Raw genomic sequence first — 18,728 nt, 5'->3', positions numbered from 1 at the left:
GCCCGACAACAGGAGCACCCACATGAGAGACCTGGACGGCAAGCTCGCCGTCATCACCGGAGGCGCCTCGGGCATGGGCCTGGCCTTCGCCCACCGGTTCGCCGCAGCGGGCATGAAGGTGGCCATCGGCGACATAGAGGAGGCCGCCCTGGACAGGGCTGTTTCCGAGCTCAGGGCGGCTGGAGCAGAGGTCTTCGGTGGCCGGTGTGACGTGTCCGACATCGGGTCCTTCAGGGCCTTCGCCGCAGAAGTGGACGCCGAATTCGGTGCTGCCCACCTGATATGCCTGAACGCAGGGGTGGCCGGTAGCGGGCTGATGGTCGAGCGGACGCTCGCTGACTGGCAGTGGGTCCTGGGCGTCAACCTCTGGGGCGTGATCCACGGCCTGGACGTCTACCTCGGCGGCCTGTTGGAACAGGACGACGGCCACGTTGTCATCACCGCATCGGTGGCGGGACACACGTCCTTTCCGGAAATCGGGCCCTACAACGCCTCCAAGCACGCCGTGTCCTCGATCGCCGAGACCCTCCACAACGAATTGGCAGCCGCAGGCTCGAAGGTCGGCGTCACCTCGCTCTGCCCGGGCTTCGTGGCCACCGGCATCTTCGACTCCGATCGCAACCGGCCGGAGCACCTCGTGGACGCCCTGGCGGAACCTCCGTCCGAAGAGGATCTGGCACGGCGGAAGATGGTCCAGGAGTGGATGGCCCAGAACGCCAGGGACCCGGCCGAGGTGGCCGACATGGTGCACGATGCCGTTCGGGACCAGACGTTCTGGGTCTTCACCGATCCCGACCACCTCGAGCCGATCGAACGGCGCCATGATGAGATACGGAGCCGCCGAAACCCGTCCCAGGAGCAGGGCATCGGGCTGTCGCTCCTGGACTGAACCGTCGCTCCTGGACCGTAGAACGCCGCCGGGAACCACCCGACCGACCGTCCTGTCATCGGCCGGAGGCCGGTCACTCGGACAGTGAGGCCTCGACGACCGACCGCGCCCAGCGATAGTCGGACTTGCCGCTCGGGCTGCGCACCAGATGCTCCACCAGGACTATCCGCTTCGGCACCTTGTAGCCGGCGAGACGTTCCCTCACACCGGCACGAAGCTCGTCGGCATCGGCAGCTCCCGGCGCCGCCAGTTGCACCACCGCTGTGACCGCCTGTCCCCACCGATCGTCGTCGAGACCCACCACGTTGCAGTCGGCCACCGCCTCCAATTCCTTGAGGGCCTCCTCGACCTCCTCGGGGAACACCTTCTCCCCGCCGGTGTTGATGCACGCCGATCCCCGACCCAGCAGGGTGATGGTCCCTTCCGCGTCGACGGTGGCCCAGTCCCCGGGAACCGACCACCTTCGACCGTCCACCATCGGGAACGACTCCTCGGTCCTGGCGGGATCCTTGAAATAGCCGAGGGGCAACGGCCAGCCCAAGGCGATCCTGCCCCGCTCGCCGGAACCGGGCTCCACGTCGCAGCCCTCCTCGGTGAGGACCCGCGTGTGTTCCCCGAGGGCGAACCGGGCCGTCGTCGTATCCCTACGCCCACGGGAAATGACCTGCTTGGCCATGCCGATTCCCTCACTGGACCCCAGCGAGTCGACGATGGTGCACGCATGGTGGTCCAGCATCGCCTCCTTCGTGGCAGCGCTGAACATCACGCCGGAGGAGAGGAGCAGCCGCAGCGAGGAGAGGTCGGGCAGCCGACCCTCGGCTGCGGCCCGGTCCAGCGACTCCACCATCGGCCGTCCGAAGGCGTCCCCGACCATGGTGACCATCGTGATCCGGTCGGCCTCAACGATCCGCCACAGTTCGTCGGCGTCGAACGTACGGGACTCCAGGGTGGAGAGCATCCCACCGTGGCTGAGCGTGGCCAGGCCGGGTAGCCCGGAGGTGCCGTGCATCAACGGAGCGGCGCAGAGTTGCCGGATCTCCGATCCGGCATCGGCGATGCGTCGGGCCGTCGCCGCCACCTCGGCGGGAGTGGACGGCACCGGCACGCCGAAGGGCCTGAAGGTGGCCTCCATGGTCCCGAGGAGGTTGGTGTGGTCCCACATGACGGCCTTGGGCATTCCGGTCGTCCCACCTGTGTAGAGGAACCAGAGGTCTGACCCCGAACGCCCGATACGTGGCATGGGGTCGGCCGACGCGGCCACCTCGTGGCCGACCGCCCAGTCGGGCAACTGGTCGCCACCCACCTGTACGGCGAGGCGCAGTGCCGGACACCGCTCCCGGACCGCCGCCACCTGGTCGGCCAGGGTGTGGTCGAAGAAGACCGCCTCGGCGTCCGAGTTGTCCAGGATGTATGCCAGCTCGTCGCCCGTATAGCGGTAGTTCACGTTGGCCGGGACACCCCGGACCTTGAAGGCCGCGTACTGGGCCTCGGGGTACTCGTGCCCGTTGTACAGGTACAGCGCCACCTTGGAACCAGGACCCAGGCCGTGCGCGACCATCGTCGTCGCCAGGCGAGCCGCCCGGTCGTCGAACTCGGACCACGACAGGCGCCTGCCGGCCGCCGAGATCGCCGGACGGTCGCCGACCTCGTCGGAAACCGCTTCCCATGCGGTGGCCAGGTTGAGTAGCCCGTCGATGCCGCCCACGGGCGGCGATGGTACCGATCCCGCCGGCTGTGCCTCCCATCGGCTTCCCGGGAGGAACCTCCACGGGTCGGGACCCGGAGCAGCCCTATGCTCGACCGACGTGGGCAACACCTTCGGACAGACCTTCCGCCTCACCACGTGGGGCGAGAGCCACGGCGCGGGGATCGGCGTCGTGGTGGACGGCTGTCCACCGCGCCTTCCCCTCACCGCCGACGACCTGCAGGCCGACCTGGACCGCCGTCGCCCGGGTCAGAGCCGCCTCACCACGCAGCGCGACGAAGCCGACAGGGCAGAGATCCTGTCCGGTGTCTTCGAGGGCCTGACGACCGGCGGACCCATCGCCGTACTGGTCCGCAACGACGACGCCCGTCCGGGCGCCTACGACCACCTGCGCGACCTCTACCGGCCCTCCCACGCAGACTTCACCTACGAGGCAAAGTACGGACACAGGGACTGGCGGGGTGGCGGACGCTCCAGCGCCCGGGAGACCATCGGTCGGGTGGCCGCCGGCGCCATAGCCCGCCGGCTCCTGACCGAGGTCGCCGGGATCCAGGTCCTGGCCTGGGTGTCGCGCGTGCACAACATCACCGCCGACGTGGCTCCCGACGCCGTGACGCCCGGCGACGTGGAGGCTGACCCCACCCGGTGTCCCGACCCGGTCGCCGCCGCGGCCATGACGACGGCCATCGAGGCGGCCCGCAGGGACGGCGACTCCCTGGGTGGGATCGTGACCTGTGTTGCACGCGGCATGCCGGCGGGACTGGGCGTCCCGGTATTCGACCGCCTGGAGGCCGACCTGGCCAAGGGGATGCTCTCGCTGCCCGCCGCCAAGGGCTTCGACGTCGGCAGTGGCTTCGATGCCGTCGCCATGACCGGCAGGGAGCACAACGATCCGTTCGTACCCGGCCCCAACGGCCCCCGCACCACCTCGAACCGCTCCGGTGGCGTCCAGGGAGGCATCTCCAACGGCGCCGACGTCCACTTCCGGGTGGCCTTCAAGCCCACCGCCACCGTCTCGTCGGCCCAGGACACCGTGACCACTGAGAACGAGGCGGTGGTCCTGGAGGCGAGGGGCCGCCACGATCCGTGCGTCCTGCCGCGTGCCGTGCCCATGGTGGAGGCCATGGCGCTCGTGACCCTGGCAGATCACTGGTTGCGCCAGCAGGCCGTCGACGTCCTCGACCGCTGAGGGCGACCTCCACCTCGGCCCGGCCCGTTGCCGCCCCCTACACTGCCCCCATCGACGCACCGGTAATCCGGAGGCACAAGTGACTCAACCAGAGAACAACCCGGCGATCCGCTCCGACAAGCCCATTCCGTACGACATCCCGACCTTCGACGACCTCGAGTCCGAACGACGACACCGCAAGGAACGCCTGGCCGCCGCCTTCCGGATCTTCGGACGCTTCGGGTTCAGCGAGGGGGTGGCCGGCCACATCACGGTGCGCGACCCCGAGCACACCGACTGCTTCTGGGTGAACCCCTTCGGGACCCCGTTCAGCCACATCCGGGCCTCCGACCTCTTGCTGGTCAGCCACACCGGTGAGATCGTCCACGGCGAATACGCCGTCAACCAGGCCGCCTTCGCAATCCACTCCGGGCTCCACATGGCCCGACCCGACGTGATCGCCGCCGCCCACTCCCACTCCCTGTACGGCAAGGCCTGGTCGTCGTTGGGACGGTTACTGGATCCGATCACCCAGGACAGTTGCATCTTCTACGGCGACCACGTGCTGTTCGACGACTACACGGGCGTGGTCAACGATCCCGAGGAAGGGAAGCGGGTCGCCTACGCCCTGGGCGACAGGAGTGCCGCGATCCTGCGGAACCACGGCCTCCTCACCGTCGGCGCCAGCGTGGATGCCGCCACATGGCTCTTCGTCACCATGGAGCGGTCCTGCCAGGCCCAGTTGCTGGCCGAGGCCGCCGGTGAGCCGGTGCTCATGGACGACGAGACCGCTGCGATGACCCACCGCCAGATTGCTGGCGACTTCGCCAGCTGGTTCAGCGCCCAGCCCATGTTCGACCAGGTCCTGCGGGACCAGCCCGACCTGCTGGACTGACCTCCGGAAGGTCGGGGTCAGCCCCTGACGAAGGGCAGAGCCACCACGGTGGCGGCAACCACGGCCTCGTTGTTGGATGCGTTCGGCAGGACCCAGAACCGTTCCTCGGCTAGCCACCAGACGATGATGTTGTCGACCACCGAACCGTCGGCGTCGTCCAACAGGTGGGTGTACTGGGCCCGTCCTGGGGCGAGCCGCCGCAGGTCGTTGCTGAAAGCGGCCTGGGGCACGCCGAGCGCCTCTGACCCCCGAGCTCGAGGCTCCCTAGGTGGCTCACGTCGAACAGGGCGGAGGTCCCACGACACGCCGCGTGCTCCGCCAGGGTGCCTCCCGGATATCTGACCGACATGTCCAGCCACCAAACGGCACCATGCGGTCACCCAGGGTTCGGTGGACCGGGTCCAGCGAGGATGTGAGGAGGGCCCATCAGCCATGGAGCCGAAGGTAACGGCGGTCAGGCAGCGTGGGTGACCAGCAGGCGATCCAGGTCCCGCCGGTAGAGAATCCGGACCCGCACTCCCGGGTGTCGCTCGCGCAGCAGTCGCACCTTGCGGTTCTTGCGGGTCACCAGGGACTGGCGCAGCGTCGTGACCTCGAGGTACAGGTCGTGGTCCGGGAGGTAGAAGTCCGGGGTGAAGGCGACGCGGGGGCTGCCATCGGGGTCGGACTCCAGCACGAACGTGCGGGGCTCGTACTCCCAGGCGATGTCGTAGAAGTCCAGGAGGTCGGCGATCCGGTGCTCGGACTCGTGCGAGAACACGGGCCGATCGGGCGACGGATCGGGACGGCGTGGTCGCAGGTCTGTCACCTCTCCGCCACCCGACCGTTCCATGGCGTCGATGGGGCCGATCCGACGGCTACTTCTCGACGGCCCTGGCCGTCGGGACAGTCTCGGTGGCCTTCCGGCCCTCCGGGTACAACTCCACGATCCTGGCGTCCACCTGGTCCCTGACCCCGGACAGGGGGAGGATGTTGAGCACGCCCTGCCCGTGGCGGATCAGGTCCACGATCTCCTCCTCGCCGGTGCGCACCATCACCGACGAGCCGCTGATGACCAGGTTGACCCTGGTCACGTCCTCATCCAGGTGCTGCGTGAGGTATGTGAACACCTCTCGCACCAGCTCCAGGCGGATTCCGGCGTCCAGTAGGGACTTCACGGCCCGCAGCTCGAGCAGGTCCCGGTAGGAGTAGCGGCGTCTGCTGCCGCTTCCGGTGGCACGGGCCAGTGACGGCCTCACGAGATCCGTCCGGTCCCAGTAGTCGAGCTGACGGTAGGTGATCCCGGTGATCTCGGCGGCCCGCTTGCCCGGATATCCCTGGTCGGATGCTTCGGTGGCCATGGGACGTCTCCCTCGTCTCGGATCCGGTGGTCCCGGAGCATGGACCCAGCACCACAGGAGTGGAACTACAGCCCTGTTACTTCGACCCTCAGCGTACGGGCCGGCGCACCCCTGGTCAAGGATTTCGCGCCCCGAGTGGTCAGGCAAACACGCTGAGCGCGATCCGAAGGCTCAACCCTCGAAGTCCTCCGGCTCCACCGAGTCCAGGAACGCCCGGAACTCCTCCACCTGGGCCTCGGGCACCGGCTCGTCGGTCGGAGGGGGCAGGTAGCCCGCTTGGTCGACCACGTCCTCGGCGGCGAAGACCGATGTGCCCGTCCGCACCGCCAGGGCGATCGCATCCGAGGGGCGAGCCGACACCACCTCGACGCCGGCCGGGCCACGCAGATACATCTCGGCGAAAAAGGTCCGGTCGCGGAGTTCTGTGACCACCACACGTTCGAGGGTGGCCGAGAAGGTGGCCAGCAGGGTGGCCATCAGGTCGTGGGTCATCGGCCGCGGTGGATCCTGCCCGGCCAGCGCCAGGCCGATGGCCGTCGCCTCCGGCATCCCTATGAAGATCGGCAGCAGGCGCTCACCATCCGCCTCACGGAGGAGGACCACCGGCACGCTGGACGGCAGGACCTCCTGGACCCCCACGATCTCCATCTCGATCATCGGCTACCCCGGATGCTGGGATGATGGCGCACGCCGAAACCCTAGTGCCGAGCCCCAGACCGCCCAGCCCTCCGGACGTCCTCCATGAACGCCGGATCCGCCCGATCCAGGTCGGCCAGGTCCACCTCGACCACGCCGGGGAGGTTGCGGAAGTCTCCCCGATGGTCCAGGCCGAACCCCACCAGGTAGGAGGCGTCGGTGACGAAGCCGGTGTGGTCGATGGCCACTGGGAGGACCCGGCGGTCCGCACGGTCGAAGAGGGTGCAGACGCGCAGTTCGACCGGCCCGTGGTCGCTGACATGCCGTCGCAGGTAGTCCAGGCGAAAGCCCGTGTCGACCACGCCCTCGACCAGGACCACCTGTCGACCCTCCACGTCGACCGACAGGTCGCTGGTCAGGCGTACCCTGCCGCTGTCGGGGGCGAACGCACTGAGGGCGAGGAAGTCGACCACGACCGGTGTGGCCAGCAGTCGGACCAGGTCCGCCATGAACGGCAGGCAGCCCTTCAGCACCCCCACCATGACCGCTCCGGGTTCCAGCACCTCGTCCAGCTCGGTGGCCAGACCGGCCACCCGGTCGGCTATGGCCGACGCGTCCCTGTACGGCTTCGGCACGACCATCAGGCAAAGGGGCCGAGCGACCGGCGTAGCAGCAGGTCGTGAAGCGCTGCGCCCGCATCGGCCAGCTCGTCGAGCAGGTGTCGGGCCTCGCTCCGGGATCGGCCGTCGCCCTTGCGCTGCAGCGGTTGCAGGACCTGCTCCAGGATTCCCGCCTCGCGTTGGGCGGCCACCAGGTACATGCGTAGGTGGCGGACGTCGAAGCCGTGCTCCACGAAACGGGCCGCGACCCTGGCCACCAGTAGGGCGTCGCCGTCGTAGACCACCGTCCGGCCGGCTTCGCGGCCCTCGAGCAGTCCCAGCCTCTCCAACTCGACCACGGCCTCGACGTCGAGGCCGGTCGTAGTGGCCAACTCGTCCAGGCTGACGCTCACGGAACCCAGGTCGCCCGACCGGGCGCGCTCCCGAAACGGCTGCACCCGGGACGGCTCCGGCAGTTCAACGGCCGTCACGTCAACCCCGTCCAGGAGGATGGACCGGATCACCTTCAGCGGCAGGAAGTGCTCACGCTGCTGGCGCAGGATCCATGTGAGGCGGGCGACGTCGTCGACGGAGAACCGCCTGTAGCCCGCCGGGGAGCGTTCCGGCTCCAGCAGCCCGCGTGACTCCAGGTAGCGGATCTTGGAGACCGTCACGTCGGGGAACTCCGCCTCCAGCCGGGTCAGGACCTCACCGATGCTCATGGATCCGCTCGTCGCAAGACCCCCGGGGTCCGCGTCGCCAGCAGCCACCTTCCCTCAGTCCCCGGTGCCGTGGAAGAACATCAGCTTGAAGCGCCCGATCTGCAACTCGTCGCCGTCTCCCAGCTCGCAGGTCTCGATACGGCGCCGGTTCAGGTAGGTGCCGTTCAGCGATCCGACGTCCCGCACGACGTAACGGTCGCCGATCCGCTCTACCTCCACGTGCCACCGAGAAACGGTCACGTCGTCCAGGAGGATGTCGGCTCCACCGTGGCGACCAATGGTGGTCACCGCTGCCTCCAGCCCGTAGCGAGACCCGGCCTTCGGGCCCGACTCCACCACGAACAGCCCACATTCCGCCGGGAACAGGTCCCGATCCTCCTCGTGCGGTATCTCCTCCACCGAGTCGAAGGCATCGGTCACCTCATCGACAGACGACCGGAGCCTCGCTCCACAGGACCCGCAGAAGCGGGCGTCAGCCTGCTCCGGGCGACCGCAGTCCGGACATTGGACGGTCAACGCTCACCCCCCGATCATGGCCTGGTAGGCAGCCGCGTCGAGGAGGTCGCCGGTCACCGAGCCATCGGTGTCCATCTCGCAGATCCAACCGTCTCCGTACGGATCCTCGTTCACCTTTTCCGGGGCCGTCTCCAGGTCCTCGTTGACGGCCACCACCTCGCCGTCCACCGGGGCGAACAGCTCGGACACCGACTTCGTCGACTCGACTTCGCCGAACACCGATCCGGCTGCGATCGAGAAGCCGACGACCGGCACCTCCACGAAGACCACGTCACCCAGGGCGTCCTGCGCGTAGTCGGTGATCCCGATGCGGATCCGGCCGTCACCTCGATCTCGGACCCACTCGTGGTCCGCCGAGTAGAGGAGGTCAGCCGGAACGTTCATGGCCCGAACCTACTTGGACCGACCCGATCCGGTGGCACAATGAACCGGCGTCCTCTCCGGTCACCGCCCGGATCGTCCCTGCCGCAGCGCAACGCGCGCTTCCGGGACGTACGACCAGGCTGCCACCCAGGAAATCACGAGCCCGGGCAGGCCGAACACCCAGGCAGCCACGGCAAAGGCCTCGTGGGCGAAGGCAGTGGACTCCCCCGCCAGGAAGCACGGCACGGCCCACAGCAGGGCGAACGTGCCGGTCTTCCCCCACCAGGTCACGTCTATCCGACGCGCTCCCAGGGCCAGCAGGACCAGGGCGACCAGGCCGATGAGCACCTCGCGGACGAGCACCAACGCCGCGAACCAGGTGGGGATCGAACCGTCCACCACCATCGCCACGAGCGCCACCACCAGGAGGAGCCTGTCGGCGGTCGGATCCAGCAACTTTCCCACCTCGGAGACCTGGTCGAATCGCCGGGCGATCCAGCCGTCCACCCAGTCGGTCGCGCCGAGTGCGCCGAGGAGCAGCGCAGCATCGGTCCGGTTCCCGGCGTCGAACAGGACCCACAGGAACCATGGAATGCATCCCAGTCGCGTCAGGGTGATCAGATTCGGCAGCGTCCACACGCCGTCCCACCCGGTCCTGGACGAGGCCGAGCCAGCCCCTGTATCCGATCCCATCGGGCGCAGCCTACGATCCGTCCCGGTCGTGCCCCAGCCGGCCACGGAACGATTCCACTAGGAGCTCCCATGGCCTCGATTTTCACCCGCATCATCGCCGGCGAGATTCCCGGCCGGATCATCTGGAGCGACCCGACCTGCATCGCCATGCTCGACATCCGCCCGTTGAACAGGGGCCACATCCTGGTAATCCCGATCGTCGAGGTGGACCGCTGGACCGACCTCCCCCCTGAGGTCGCCACGCACTGCACCCGCGTGGCCCACGCCATCGGCCGCGCCCAGATGGCCGCCTTCGCCCCGGAGCGCATCGGCCTCATCATCGCCGGATTCGAGGTCCCCCACACGCACCTCCACGTGGTGCCGATCGACCACATGGGCCACCTCGACTTCGGCCAGGCTGACGACGACGCCGATCCTGGCGACCTGGACGCGGTGGCCGAGGAACTCCGGGCCGTGCTCCTGGCCGCCGGCCACCCCGAGGTGACCTGACCACCAGCCGGCCGTGTCGACCGTCAGGCGCCCGGCCGCCTCACCCAGAGTCGTACGCCGTCGCGGTCCAGGCGCTTGCGGAACTCCATCAGGATCAGCCGGCTCTCGAACATGCGTGCCTCCGAAGCCGTCCAGCCCATGGACTCCACGTCCACCACCACGGCATCGAACCGTTCCGGCCAGTCCAGGTCGGGCAGGAAGCCCTGCGTTGCACGCAGCACCTGGGCATCGTCACGGTCGGCCACCAACGGGTAGACCTCGGCGGGAACGATAACCCTCGCGTCGTCTCCGATCAGGATGGACGCCGACACCCTGGCCACGTCGACAGGCGAGCGCCGACCCCACTCCCACGGCTCCTCGTAGGGCGACGAGGCGGCGTCCCGAACGAAGAACACCACTGCGGTGAGGACCAGGACGGTCAGCACCCGGCGGTCCACCAGGATCCGACTCACCCCGGGGGTCCCGATCCGCATCAGTGCATAGGTGGCGGCGATGAACACGAAGGCCAGGGCGGGCACGTCCTGCTGTGGGTTGCCGAAGCCGGCATCGGGCACGTCTGCGATCAGGTACAACGCCAGGAGGGGCAGCACGGGCACCAGGTAGCGGGGCCTCACCAGGGGCAGGAACAGCACCGGCGCCAGCATCAGGAGCACCTTGTCGAAGCCGTCCCGACCAAACAGGTCGCCGATCAGGCCAAGCGGGTCGCTGAGCATGCCGAGGACGATTCCGACCACACCGGTCCCGTAGCGGGCGAAGGCGTCGAGGTGCGGATAGCCACCATCGCCGACCACGGGCTGCACCACGAACGACATGACCAGGAACCAGGTCAGGCCGAAGGTGGCGAGCGACCATCCGGCGGTCCGGTTGTCCTCACCGACCATGAGCAGCCCGAGGGCCACCACGGCGAGGCCCAGGTCGGACCGGGTGCTGACCACCAGCAGGACCAGCACAGCCACCAGCCGCCACCGGTCCTTCTGGGCAGCGAGGTAGGCGGCCATCAGAGCGGGTATCGCCATGGCCTCCGGATGGAATCCGGCGAGGTTCAGGTTGTGGATCGACGGATGCAGTGCGTATGCCGTCATCAGGGCCGCAGCTGCTCCGATGCGCAGGTTGGCCGGGCCTCGGGCGATCCGCCAGATCGGCACCACCCCCAACGCCAGGGCCACCGACTGGACAACCAGGAGGGTCCCTGCAACCGGGAACGCCCTCAGGGCCCAGGCCATCGGCCAGAAGGCCCAGGCACCCTGGTCGGCGAACAGGTTGTACCCCAGGTCGCTGACCACCGGTTCGAAGCCCCGATCCATGAGGTCCGTCGCCTGGAGGTAGTGGCCCACCTGGTAGCCGATGCCCAGGTCGTGGCTCCGGGCCAGGGCCAGCAGTGACAGGATGGTCGCCAGGACCACGGCAGTGAGCCACGGCAGGCTGCGATCCCAGGCCCGGGAGTCCATGCGGGCCTGCCAGCGGAGCATGACGATGTCGAGGCGGCGCCTGATCGAGACCACCTTTGTCACCACGGTCTCGCCGGTCCGCTCCAACGACTGGGCGGTGCGCTCGAGGGTGGGAACGGCCTTCACCAAAGGGCCTTCCAGTCCTCGTGGGGGCCGGAGTCCCTACCCCCGTGAACCGCCTGGATCAGGTCTTCGCCCTTTCGCCGGGCGTCGTTCACCCGGCGGTCGACCGGATGGCGCTCCAGCAGCCCCTCGGGTGCCGATGCCAGGAGGGCCTCAATCCTGCAGCGGTCCGGGGTCGTCGGATCCAGCCAGTCGGCCCAGTCGCCCGGCGGCAGCAGCGCCGGCATCCGATGGTGGACGGGAGCCAGGTCGGCGTTGGCCGGCACGGTGATCACGGTACACGTGCGGAGCAACGCTCCGTCGTCCCCCACCCTCCCCTCCCAGAGGCCAGCCATGGTCAGTGGTGCCCCGTCCACCCGGTGCACGAACCAGGGCTGCTTCGGGGATCCGCCCGGACCCGGCCCCCACTCGTAGAAGCCGTCCACGGGGATCAGGCACCTCTGCTTCCGAAAGGCGGCCCGGAAGGAGGGCTTCTCGGCCACCGTCTCGGCCCGTGCGTTGAACAGCCGATCGCCGATCGTCGGATCCTTCGCCCATCGGGGGACCAAGCCCCAGCGGGCCGTTCCGAGCATCCGGGTCGGACCCTCGGCCACGTCGACCCACACGAACGGCAGCCTGCCGGACGGTGGCACGTTGTGGTCCGGACCGTCCAGGACATCGACGATGGCGTCCGCACCCACGTACTCGCTGAGTTCCTCGGGCGACGATGTCGTCACCACCCGACCGCACATGCCCTCACCGTACCGGCCGTGTCGTCCCGGCTCGGCCGCGGGCCCGTGCGATCAGGTCAGGATGCAGTCCCCCAGGGACGATCCGCTCCCCCACACTCCCATGTCCACGGTGACGACGTCGCCGGATGCACCGCCGAACGTGGGCACGGCCACCGAGGCCCCGGCATCCGCCACGGCGATCGATCCCCTCACGGCCAGGGTCTCCCAGCGAGACGCCGTCCCAGTTGCGGTCTCTAGCCCGAACCGGATCGTCTCGGCCCAGCCTGTGCCCCCTTCGATCAGCGGCACCTCGCCCTGCGGAATGTCCACCGCCAGGATCAGCACCCGCCGACCGATGCATGTGACACGGGCCGTCCTGCCGACCAGATCCGGTGGACACGCCCCGTCGGTCGCCTCGTGGATCACGACGTCCAGCGGACGGAGGAGTTCGGTGGCCACGACGACCCGGACACATGCCCCGGCCCACCAGTCAGCTGGACCCAGGAGCGCCACTTGGCCACCCCCATGCTCGAAGACGGTTCCCGCCAACGCCCCGACCGGGATCGGAAGTTCCGCCGCGGGGACCTCGAGGCGGATCCGGTCGGCAGGATCTCCGTCCCCCCGCAGCACCGCCACCACGCGGTCGGCGGTACCCACCAGCGCCGGTTCCGCTACCGGCGCTCCCCCGGGGATGGCGCCGGCGGGGCCATCGGCCTCCGAGGCGGTGACCGTCGACGAGAAGCGGAGGGCCCGATCCGACCGGTCGACCGAATCGGGGGCCAACAGGCCTCGAGCCACGGCCACCACACCGACGATGAGCAGAACGAACAGCACAGCTCCCAACACCCGGTTCCTGAGACCTACGTGCAACGAGCGGACGATGACGGCCTCGTCCCGCCGCTCAGAGCGGGAACGGGGCCCGAAGGCCTCGCTGCGATCTCCACCGCTCAGCAGCGTGGCCCAGCGGGTGACCGTCTCCTCCGGAAACCGCAGGGCCAGGGTGGCGAAGGCCTCCTCCTCCTCGGGTCCGAAGAGCAGCAGCAGGTCGTTCTCGCGCAGGAGCTCGACCGGCTCGCTGCGGTGGACCAACTTCCGGTCCCCCGACAGGGCGACCAGGAAGGCCCGGATCTGCCGGTCGGCCTCCAGCTCGCTCCATCGACCCCCGGTCTGTGCCGGGAGGCCGGCAACCGGAGAGGTTGTCGAATCGCTCTCGCGGAAGAAGCCCGTGCGGCGGTCCCTGAGGTCGTCGGAGACCTCCGTTCCCGGTTCCGCCAACCTGCGTTCGGGGGCGGTAGCCGGCTCGACCTCGTCCCCACGGTCGGTGGCCACGTCATCGTCGATGGGTTCGTCGGGCGCCGGCACGTCGCCGAGGTTACGCAACCTGACGCTTCCACTCCCGGCACCCGCGCCGGAAGCACACGATGTGCCGCATACTGTCCACCGGCCGATCGAACCGTCGAAGACCGATCCCTCCCCATGCTCCGACCCCGACACCTCGCCCCCGCGCTCTCCGTGGCCTTAACCCTCCTCCTGGCCGCCGGCGCCTGCACCCTCGACGCAGACACCACCCAGGACCAGACAGGGCCGACCGTCGCAACAGACGCTCAGCCTTCGGAAGCGGCGACGTCCATAGCCAACCGTGTCGACGACGGCACCGGTGGCGGTGCCAGTGGAGAAGGAGTTGGCACCGTTGGTGATATCGGTGAAGCGGACGAGCAGTTGTCAGAGGCGGCGTCGGCGGTGACGGCGTCGACCGTCGCGAAGCGTGTCGAGGACGGAGGTGCCGATGAAGCCGACGGAGGTACCGGTGAAGACGGCAGCGCCATCCCCGACGGAACTATCACTGACGGCCACTACGCCGACCCGCGCGGCGAGGCCTACGAGCAGTTTCAGTCCACCTTCGACCGAACCCACCCCTTCCAGGCCCTCGACGCCTTCTGTCTCCCGACACCCGTTCCAGACACAGCGCCGGTTGCCACCCAGCCTGGCATCACCGCCGATTCCGTCACCCTCGTGCACCTCCACACCCTCCTCGCTGAGTTGGAGAAGATCGGCTTCTCGGCGCCTGTGGGCGACGTCGACGACATACTCCGGGCCTTCGTCGGCCTGGTGAACGAGGAGTGCGGCGGGATCCACGGTCGACGACTGGACCTCCGTACGGTCGAGGTGTCGGCACTCGGTGGCGGCGGCCACGACATAGACACGCGCCGGGAGGCGGCATGCCTGGAGTCCCTCGAGATCCATGAGGCACTGGCCGTCCTGAGCGTGGAGGCCATCCCGGGGACCGCCGCCCAGTGCCTCACGGTGTCGGGTCTGACGTCCTTCCTGACCGTCCGGGGCACCTCCGACCGGGACGAACGCCGGGCCGGCGGCCTCCTGTTCGCCCTGGAGCCGGGTGATCGGATCGGCCTGGAGGCGGCGGTCCGCATGGCCGAAGAGGCTGGCCTGCTGACCGACGCCACGGTCGGGCTGGTCCTACCCGATGCGCCCCAGCGCTCCGACGACGTCGCCGACGTACTCGTCGGTGCCCTGGAGGACCTCGGTCACGAGCCCACCATCCACCTGCTGGGATGTGAGGGCACCACGACCTGCCGGGTGGGCCTGGACACGGCGGTGGCAGCCATGGCCGGGCGCGGCGTGGACGTCGTGTTCCCACTCCTGAACCGGACCTCCATGCCGTGGCTGATCCTCGAGATGCTGGATCAGGGAATGCCGCGACCCACCTTCATCCAGTCCGGGCTGGACGGCCAGGGCCTCGACGCGGTGTCATCCCAGGTTGCCGAGTTCGGCGGCTCTCCGGCCGGTGGGTACTACGACGGAGCGTGGCTAATCGACGCCTCGGCTACGGGCAGCCACCGGCTCGATGGGTTCGAGACGCGGCCCTTCGACGAGATGTGCAACCGCTCGTACGCCCAGACGGGTGGACGACCGCCGGCCAACGCCGACGACAGGACCGACGACGTCTACCGGACGGTGACCGAGGCCTGCAGCCTGGTCAGGGCCATCGCCCGGGCCCTGCACGACGCGGGACCCGACCCGACCCGACTTGGATTCCAGGTGGCGCTGGCCGCCCTGGGCTCGGTGGACGTACCCGACATGCGCCCCGCCACCAGCTATGACGGGCACCTGACCACCCAGGTCAAGCGCTACGAGTACCCGTGCGTGCACGGCTCTGGCTTCGGCGCCACCGAGGGTTGCCTGGTGCCGATCTCGGAGCCCCTGCCACTGGACTGACCGAACCCCCGCTGGCGTCGCGGTACCGACCGGCGGAGGGCCCTGCCTCAGGGGCGGACCTCGTAGTAGAGGTTCGTGGGATCGTCCACCTGGTGCCGGGTGAAGATCCGGAAGCCGGCTTCGGTGACCATTGCCTCCAACGTCACCGGATCCAGCCCCAGCGTGCCGAGGCCCATGCCGTCCGGCGTCGACATGGCCGATGCCATGCAAGTCGTCACCGAGGTCGAGTACATCAGGGCCAGCATCGGGTTACGCAGGTTCTTCCCCCACTCCCCCGACGACCTGATCTCCTTGACCAGCCAGGTCCCGTCGTCGGCGATCGCAGAACGGATCGCGGCCATCGCCCGGTCCGGACGAGGCATGTCGTGCAGGCAGTCCAGCGTCATCACGAGGTCGACGTCGCCGGTGGCCGGGAGGTCCTCGCCGCCAGCCAGGTGGATAGTCACGTTTCCGACATCGGCGAACCGCTCGCGGGCCGCTGCCACCGCCCGTTCGGACACGTCGTAGCCCTCGTAGGTGGAGGAGGGGAAGGCCTCGGCGAGCAACTCGAGGGCCAGTCCGGTGCCGCAACCGACGTCCACGACCCTGGCTCCGGCCGTGAGGCGACCGGCCACGCCGTCCAGCAGCGGGATTATCGTCGGGACGAGCAGGGCCCGCGCCATCGGTGCCAGCATCGCCTCGGTGTGCTGCTCGGACCCTTCGCCCTGGTCGTCGTAGGTCAGGCCCAGGCCGGTCCGGAACGCCTCCAACAGCCCGTCCGCCACCCTCGGATCGCGCAGGCGGGCGAACACGCCGGCGGCATAGCTGGGCTGGTCCTCGCGGGCCAGCACCAGGGCCGCCTCCGGCTCCAGCTCGAAGGTCTCTCCGTCACCGGTGACCAGCAGCTCGGCCGCCGCCTGGCTCCTGAGCCACTCGCGCAGCCACCGCTCGTGGAGTCCCGTGGCCACAGCCAGGTCAACGGAGGTGACTGGTCCGGCGCCGTCCAGCGCCCGGTAGATGCCGAGGCGCACACCAAGGTGGATCATGAGGCCCACCATCTCGCCCTGCTTGTACCCCCAGGTGGTCAGCGTGTACCTACCCAGCAGGTCACGGTCTATCGACATCGCCGTCACTATCCCTTCCGTCATGCCCCGGAGGAGTCGTCCTCATCCGGGTCCCGTACCCAGATGGCGCCATCGTGTTCCACGCACGGCAGCACCGCCAAGTCACCCTTGCGGTCCCGCCGGCCGTTGACGTTCTGCTTCCAGCCTGCACCGTCGGCGCCGAACCGCCAGAAGTGGGTCAGGCAGACGAGCTCGTCGCCGTCGACGGCTCCCTGATGGGCCAGGTGCGACCACTGGTGTGGGCAGCGGGCCTCGGAGACGCACGGGACTCCAGATTCGCCACGCCACACCACCAGGTCCTCGTCGCCGAAGGACACCTCGAGGATGCCACCGGCTGGAAGCTCATCGTCGACCAGGCGGATCCAACCGGAACCGGGTGGACCGCCGGAGGGCCGGTCGGCCACGGGTCAGACGTCCGTGAATCGGGTCACCGCCACCGCTGAACCGATCATGCCGACTAGTCCTCCGATGACGAGCAGCCAGATGCTGGTGTCCCAGACGAATCCCTCAGGCACAGCGAAGCCACGGAACAACGGGACGGCATCCGATTCCTGGAAGTAGGCCAGCACCTGGGCGTCCACCACGAAGAGGGCGGGAATGGCAAGCGCGGCACCGGTCAGGCCGTGGATGGTGCCCTCCAGCATGAAGGGGATCCGGATGAACCAGTTGGTGGCACCGACCAACTTCATCACCTCGATCTCCTGGCGGCGTGCCCCGATGGCGGTGAACACCGTGTTCAGGATCAGCAGCGTGGACACGCCCACCAGCACGACGGCGGCCACCAGCAGGGCCTGGCTGACCCGCGTGGAGAAGTCCTCGATCTGGCGGATGGCCTCGGTGGCGGTCGCCACCTCCTTGACCCCCGGTTGCTCCCCGAACTGGCGGGCCATCTCGGCGACGTTCCCGGCGTCCGGGTTGGCCGGCACGATCCGGTAGGAGGGCGGCATGACGTCCGGCGTGACGCTCTCGATGAGCTCGGGCTTGTCGGCAAAGAGCCGTTGGAACTCCTCGTAGGCCGCAAGCTTGTCCACGTACGTGTAACCGGAGACGGCGGGGCTGGAGTCGAGCACGTTGCGGATCGCGGCGTCCTGCTCCGCCGAGGCGTCCGAAACCATGAACACGATGAACTCCACGCCCTCCTGGAACTGCGCCGTGGCCCGTGCGGCACCCTCGCGGATGAGCAGCGAGGCCCCGACGAGGGACAGCGAGATGGCCACCGTGAGGATGGCGGCCAGCGTCAGGCTGAGGTTGCGCCAGAGGCTGACGAACGTCTCGCGGACGTAGTACCAGAGCCGGTAGAGCACGTCAGGTGGTCCGTCCCGGCTCGACCGGCTTCACTCGTAGACCCCGCGGGACTCGTCGCGCCTGATGACCCCGCGGTCCAACTCGATGACCCGTCGACGCATCGTGTCCACGACCCCCCGGTCGTGGGTGGCCATGACGACGGTGGTGCCGCTGCGGTTGATTCGGTCCAGCAGGCGCATGATCCCGACCGAGGTCCCGGGGTCCAGGTTCCCGGTGGGCTCGTCGGCTAGCAGGATCAGCGGCCGGTTCACGAAGGCGCGGGCAATCGAGACCCGCTGCATCTCTCCGCCGGACAACTCGTCGGGTAGCCGCTCGGCCTTCCGGGCGAGGCCCACGAGCTCGAGGATCGCCGGGACCTGTTGACGGACGACCTGACGGGGGCGGCCGATCACCTCGAGGCCGAACGCCACGTTCTCGTAGACGGTCTTCTTGGGTAGAAGCTTGTAGTCCTGGAAGATGTAGCCGATGTTTCGCCGGAGGTACGGCACCTTCCAGGAACTCAGGGAGCCCAGGTCCTTGCCTGCGACCATGATCCGACCCTCGTCGGCCACCTCCTCCCGGTTGAGGAGCCGGATGAAGGTCGACTTCCCCGACCCCGACGGGCCGACGAGGAACACGAACTCGCCCCTCTGGATCTCGACGGTGGCGTTCTTCAGGGCGACCACGTCGCCCTTGAATACCTTGGAGACCCCTTCCAGCTTGATCACCGGGGCCTCCCGGGCCGCGACTCCTCGCTTAGAACGGGTCGTGACGGCACGGCGCGCACGGTACCAGAGGGTCGTCCACGGAT

At 68.8% G+C, this 18,728-nt stretch carries 21 protein-coding genes and 1 pseudogene; 5 read left to right on the top strand and 17 right to left on the bottom strand.

Annotated features, from left to right (window positions below; translation table 11 throughout):
- The first annotated feature begins 22 nt into the window (after window positions 1-22).
- The gene (locus MK177_01655) at window positions 23-889 is read left to right on the top strand and encodes an SDR family NAD(P)-dependent oxidoreductase (GenBank protein ID MCH2426018.1); all 867 of its coding nucleotides are present in this window, start codon (window positions 23-25) and stop codon (window positions 887-889) included.
- Window positions 890-962: 73 nt separating this feature from the next.
- Here the strand turns inward: MK177_01655 and MK177_01650 are convergent, their stop codons facing one another.
- Complete coding sequence (locus MK177_01650; GenBank protein MCH2426017.1) at window positions 963-2,594, bottom strand: AMP-binding protein; 1,632 nt, start codon at window positions 2,592-2,594, stop codon at window positions 963-965.
- Between the two features lie 100 nt (window positions 2,595-2,694).
- Here MK177_01650 and aroC point away from each other — a divergent pair, with 100 nt between their 5' ends.
- Window positions 2,695-3,783, top strand: coding sequence for a chorismate synthase (aroC, locus tag MK177_01645; GenBank protein MCH2426016.1), 1,089 nt, complete (start codon window positions 2,695-2,697; stop codon window positions 3,781-3,783).
- Between the two features lie 79 nt (window positions 3,784-3,862).
- Window positions 3,863-4,657, top strand: coding sequence for a class II aldolase/adducin family protein (locus tag MK177_01640; GenBank protein MCH2426015.1), 795 nt, complete (start codon window positions 3,863-3,865; stop codon window positions 4,655-4,657).
- Between the two features lie 17 nt (window positions 4,658-4,674).
- Here the strand turns inward: MK177_01640 and MK177_01635 are convergent.
- The 9 genes and pseudogenes from MK177_01635 to MK177_01595 form a co-directional block, all read right to left on the bottom strand.
- Window positions 4,675-5,006: pseudogene (locus tag MK177_01635) on the bottom strand (hypothetical protein).
- Between the two features lie 105 nt (window positions 5,007-5,111).
- Window positions 5,112-5,417 (bottom strand): hypothetical protein, encoded by a 306-nt coding sequence (locus MK177_01630; GenBank protein MCH2426014.1) that lies wholly within the window; start codon window positions 5,415-5,417, stop codon window positions 5,112-5,114.
- Between the two features lie 97 nt (window positions 5,418-5,514).
- Window positions 5,515-5,997, bottom strand: coding sequence for a MerR family transcriptional regulator (locus MK177_01625; GenBank protein ID MCH2426013.1), 483 nt, complete (start codon window positions 5,995-5,997; stop codon window positions 5,515-5,517).
- A gap of 171 nt (window positions 5,998-6,168) precedes the next feature.
- Entirely contained in the window at window positions 6,169-6,654 is a 486-nt protein-coding gene (locus MK177_01620) for a bifunctional nuclease family protein (GenBank protein ID MCH2426012.1), read from the bottom strand.
- 41 nt (window positions 6,655-6,695) lie between these two features.
- Window positions 6,696-7,274 carry a hypoxanthine phosphoribosyltransferase gene (locus MK177_01615; protein ID MCH2426011.1) on the bottom strand — a complete coding sequence of 193 codons (579 nt, stop codon included), beginning with the start codon at window positions 7,272-7,274 and terminating at the stop codon, window positions 6,696-6,698.
- Window positions 7,274-7,954 (bottom strand): MerR family transcriptional regulator, encoded by a 681-nt coding sequence (locus MK177_01610; protein MCH2426010.1) that lies wholly within the window; start codon window positions 7,952-7,954, stop codon window positions 7,274-7,276. The genes MK177_01615 and MK177_01610 overlap by 1 nt, the downstream gene beginning before the upstream one ends.
- 54 nt (window positions 7,955-8,008) lie before the next feature.
- Complete coding sequence (locus MK177_01605; GenBank protein MCH2426009.1) at window positions 8,009-8,374, bottom strand: FHA domain-containing protein; 366 nt, start codon at window positions 8,372-8,374, stop codon at window positions 8,009-8,011.
- A 99-nt stretch (window positions 8,375-8,473) separates the two neighbouring features.
- Window positions 8,474-8,854, bottom strand: coding sequence for a glycine cleavage system protein GcvH (gene gcvH / locus MK177_01600; GenBank protein ID MCH2426008.1), 381 nt, complete (start codon window positions 8,852-8,854; stop codon window positions 8,474-8,476).
- 60 nt (window positions 8,855-8,914) lie between these two features.
- On the bottom strand, window positions 8,915-9,526 hold the full coding sequence (locus tag MK177_01595; protein ID MCH2426007.1) for a CDP-alcohol phosphatidyltransferase family protein: 612 nt from the start codon (window positions 9,524-9,526) through the stop codon (window positions 8,915-8,917).
- Window positions 9,527-9,595: 69 nt separating this feature from the next.
- Here MK177_01595 and MK177_01590 point away from each other — a divergent pair, with 69 nt between their 5' ends.
- On the top strand, window positions 9,596-10,015 hold the full coding sequence (locus MK177_01590) for an HIT family protein (protein MCH2426006.1): 420 nt from the start codon (window positions 9,596-9,598) through the stop codon (window positions 10,013-10,015).
- Window positions 10,016-10,038: 23 nt separating this feature from the next.
- On the opposite strand, the gene MK177_01585 is transcribed toward MK177_01590, so the two are convergent.
- The 3 genes from MK177_01585 to MK177_01575 are packed head-to-tail and all read right to left on the bottom strand — an operon-like array spanning window position 10,039 to window position 13,658.
- Complete coding sequence (locus tag MK177_01585) at window positions 10,039-11,589, bottom strand: DUF2079 domain-containing protein (GenBank protein ID MCH2426005.1); 1,551 nt, start codon at window positions 11,587-11,589, stop codon at window positions 10,039-10,041.
- Window positions 11,586-12,317: an SOS response-associated peptidase gene (locus MK177_01580; GenBank protein ID MCH2426004.1), complete on the bottom strand. Its 732-nt coding sequence runs from the start codon at window positions 12,315-12,317 to the stop codon at window positions 11,586-11,588. Before MK177_01580 ends, MK177_01585 begins: the two co-directional genes overlap by 4 nt.
- A 51-nt stretch (window positions 12,318-12,368) precedes the next feature.
- A complete protein-coding gene (locus MK177_01575; protein MCH2426003.1) occupies window positions 12,369-13,658 on the bottom strand; it encodes a hypothetical protein in 1,290 nt (429 codons plus the stop codon).
- A gap of 114 nt (window positions 13,659-13,772) precedes the next feature.
- Here MK177_01575 and MK177_01570 point away from each other — a divergent pair, with 114 nt between their 5' ends.
- Window positions 13,773-15,530, top strand: coding sequence for a hypothetical protein (locus MK177_01570; protein ID MCH2426002.1), 1,758 nt, complete (start codon window positions 13,773-13,775; stop codon window positions 15,528-15,530).
- Window positions 15,531-15,577: 47 nt separating this feature from the next.
- Here MK177_01570 and MK177_01565 read toward each other — a convergent pair whose 3' ends face one another.
- Genes MK177_01565 through ftsE form a run of 4 tightly spaced genes read right to left on the bottom strand, consistent with a single transcriptional unit; the run spans window position 15,578 to window position 18,645 of the window.
- Window positions 15,578-16,657, bottom strand: coding sequence for a class I SAM-dependent methyltransferase (locus MK177_01565; protein MCH2426001.1), 1,080 nt, complete (start codon window positions 16,655-16,657; stop codon window positions 15,578-15,580).
- Window positions 16,654-17,037 carry a Rieske 2Fe-2S domain-containing protein gene (locus MK177_01560; protein MCH2426000.1) on the bottom strand — a complete coding sequence of 128 codons (384 nt, stop codon included), beginning with the start codon at window positions 17,035-17,037 and terminating at the stop codon, window positions 16,654-16,656. The genes MK177_01565 and MK177_01560 overlap by 4 nt, the downstream gene beginning before the upstream one ends.
- 3 nt (window positions 17,038-17,040) lie before the next feature.
- Window positions 17,041-17,937, bottom strand: coding sequence for an ABC transporter permease (locus MK177_01555; protein ID MCH2425999.1), 897 nt, complete (start codon window positions 17,935-17,937; stop codon window positions 17,041-17,043).
- Between the two features lie 30 nt (window positions 17,938-17,967).
- Window positions 17,968-18,645, bottom strand: a complete 678-nt coding sequence (gene ftsE / locus MK177_01550) for a cell division ATP-binding protein FtsE (GenBank protein ID MCH2425998.1) — start codon at window positions 18,643-18,645, stop codon at window positions 17,968-17,970.
- Between the last annotated feature and the right edge of the window lie 83 nt (window positions 18,646-18,728).

It is taken from the genome of Acidimicrobiales bacterium, from assembly GCA_022452145.1.
Classification (GTDB): Bacteria; Actinomycetota; Acidimicrobiia; order Acidimicrobiales; family MedAcidi-G1; genus UBA9410.
The sequence above is the reverse complement of the archived record's forward strand: the minus strand, read 5'-3'. Positions and strand labels throughout refer to the sequence as shown.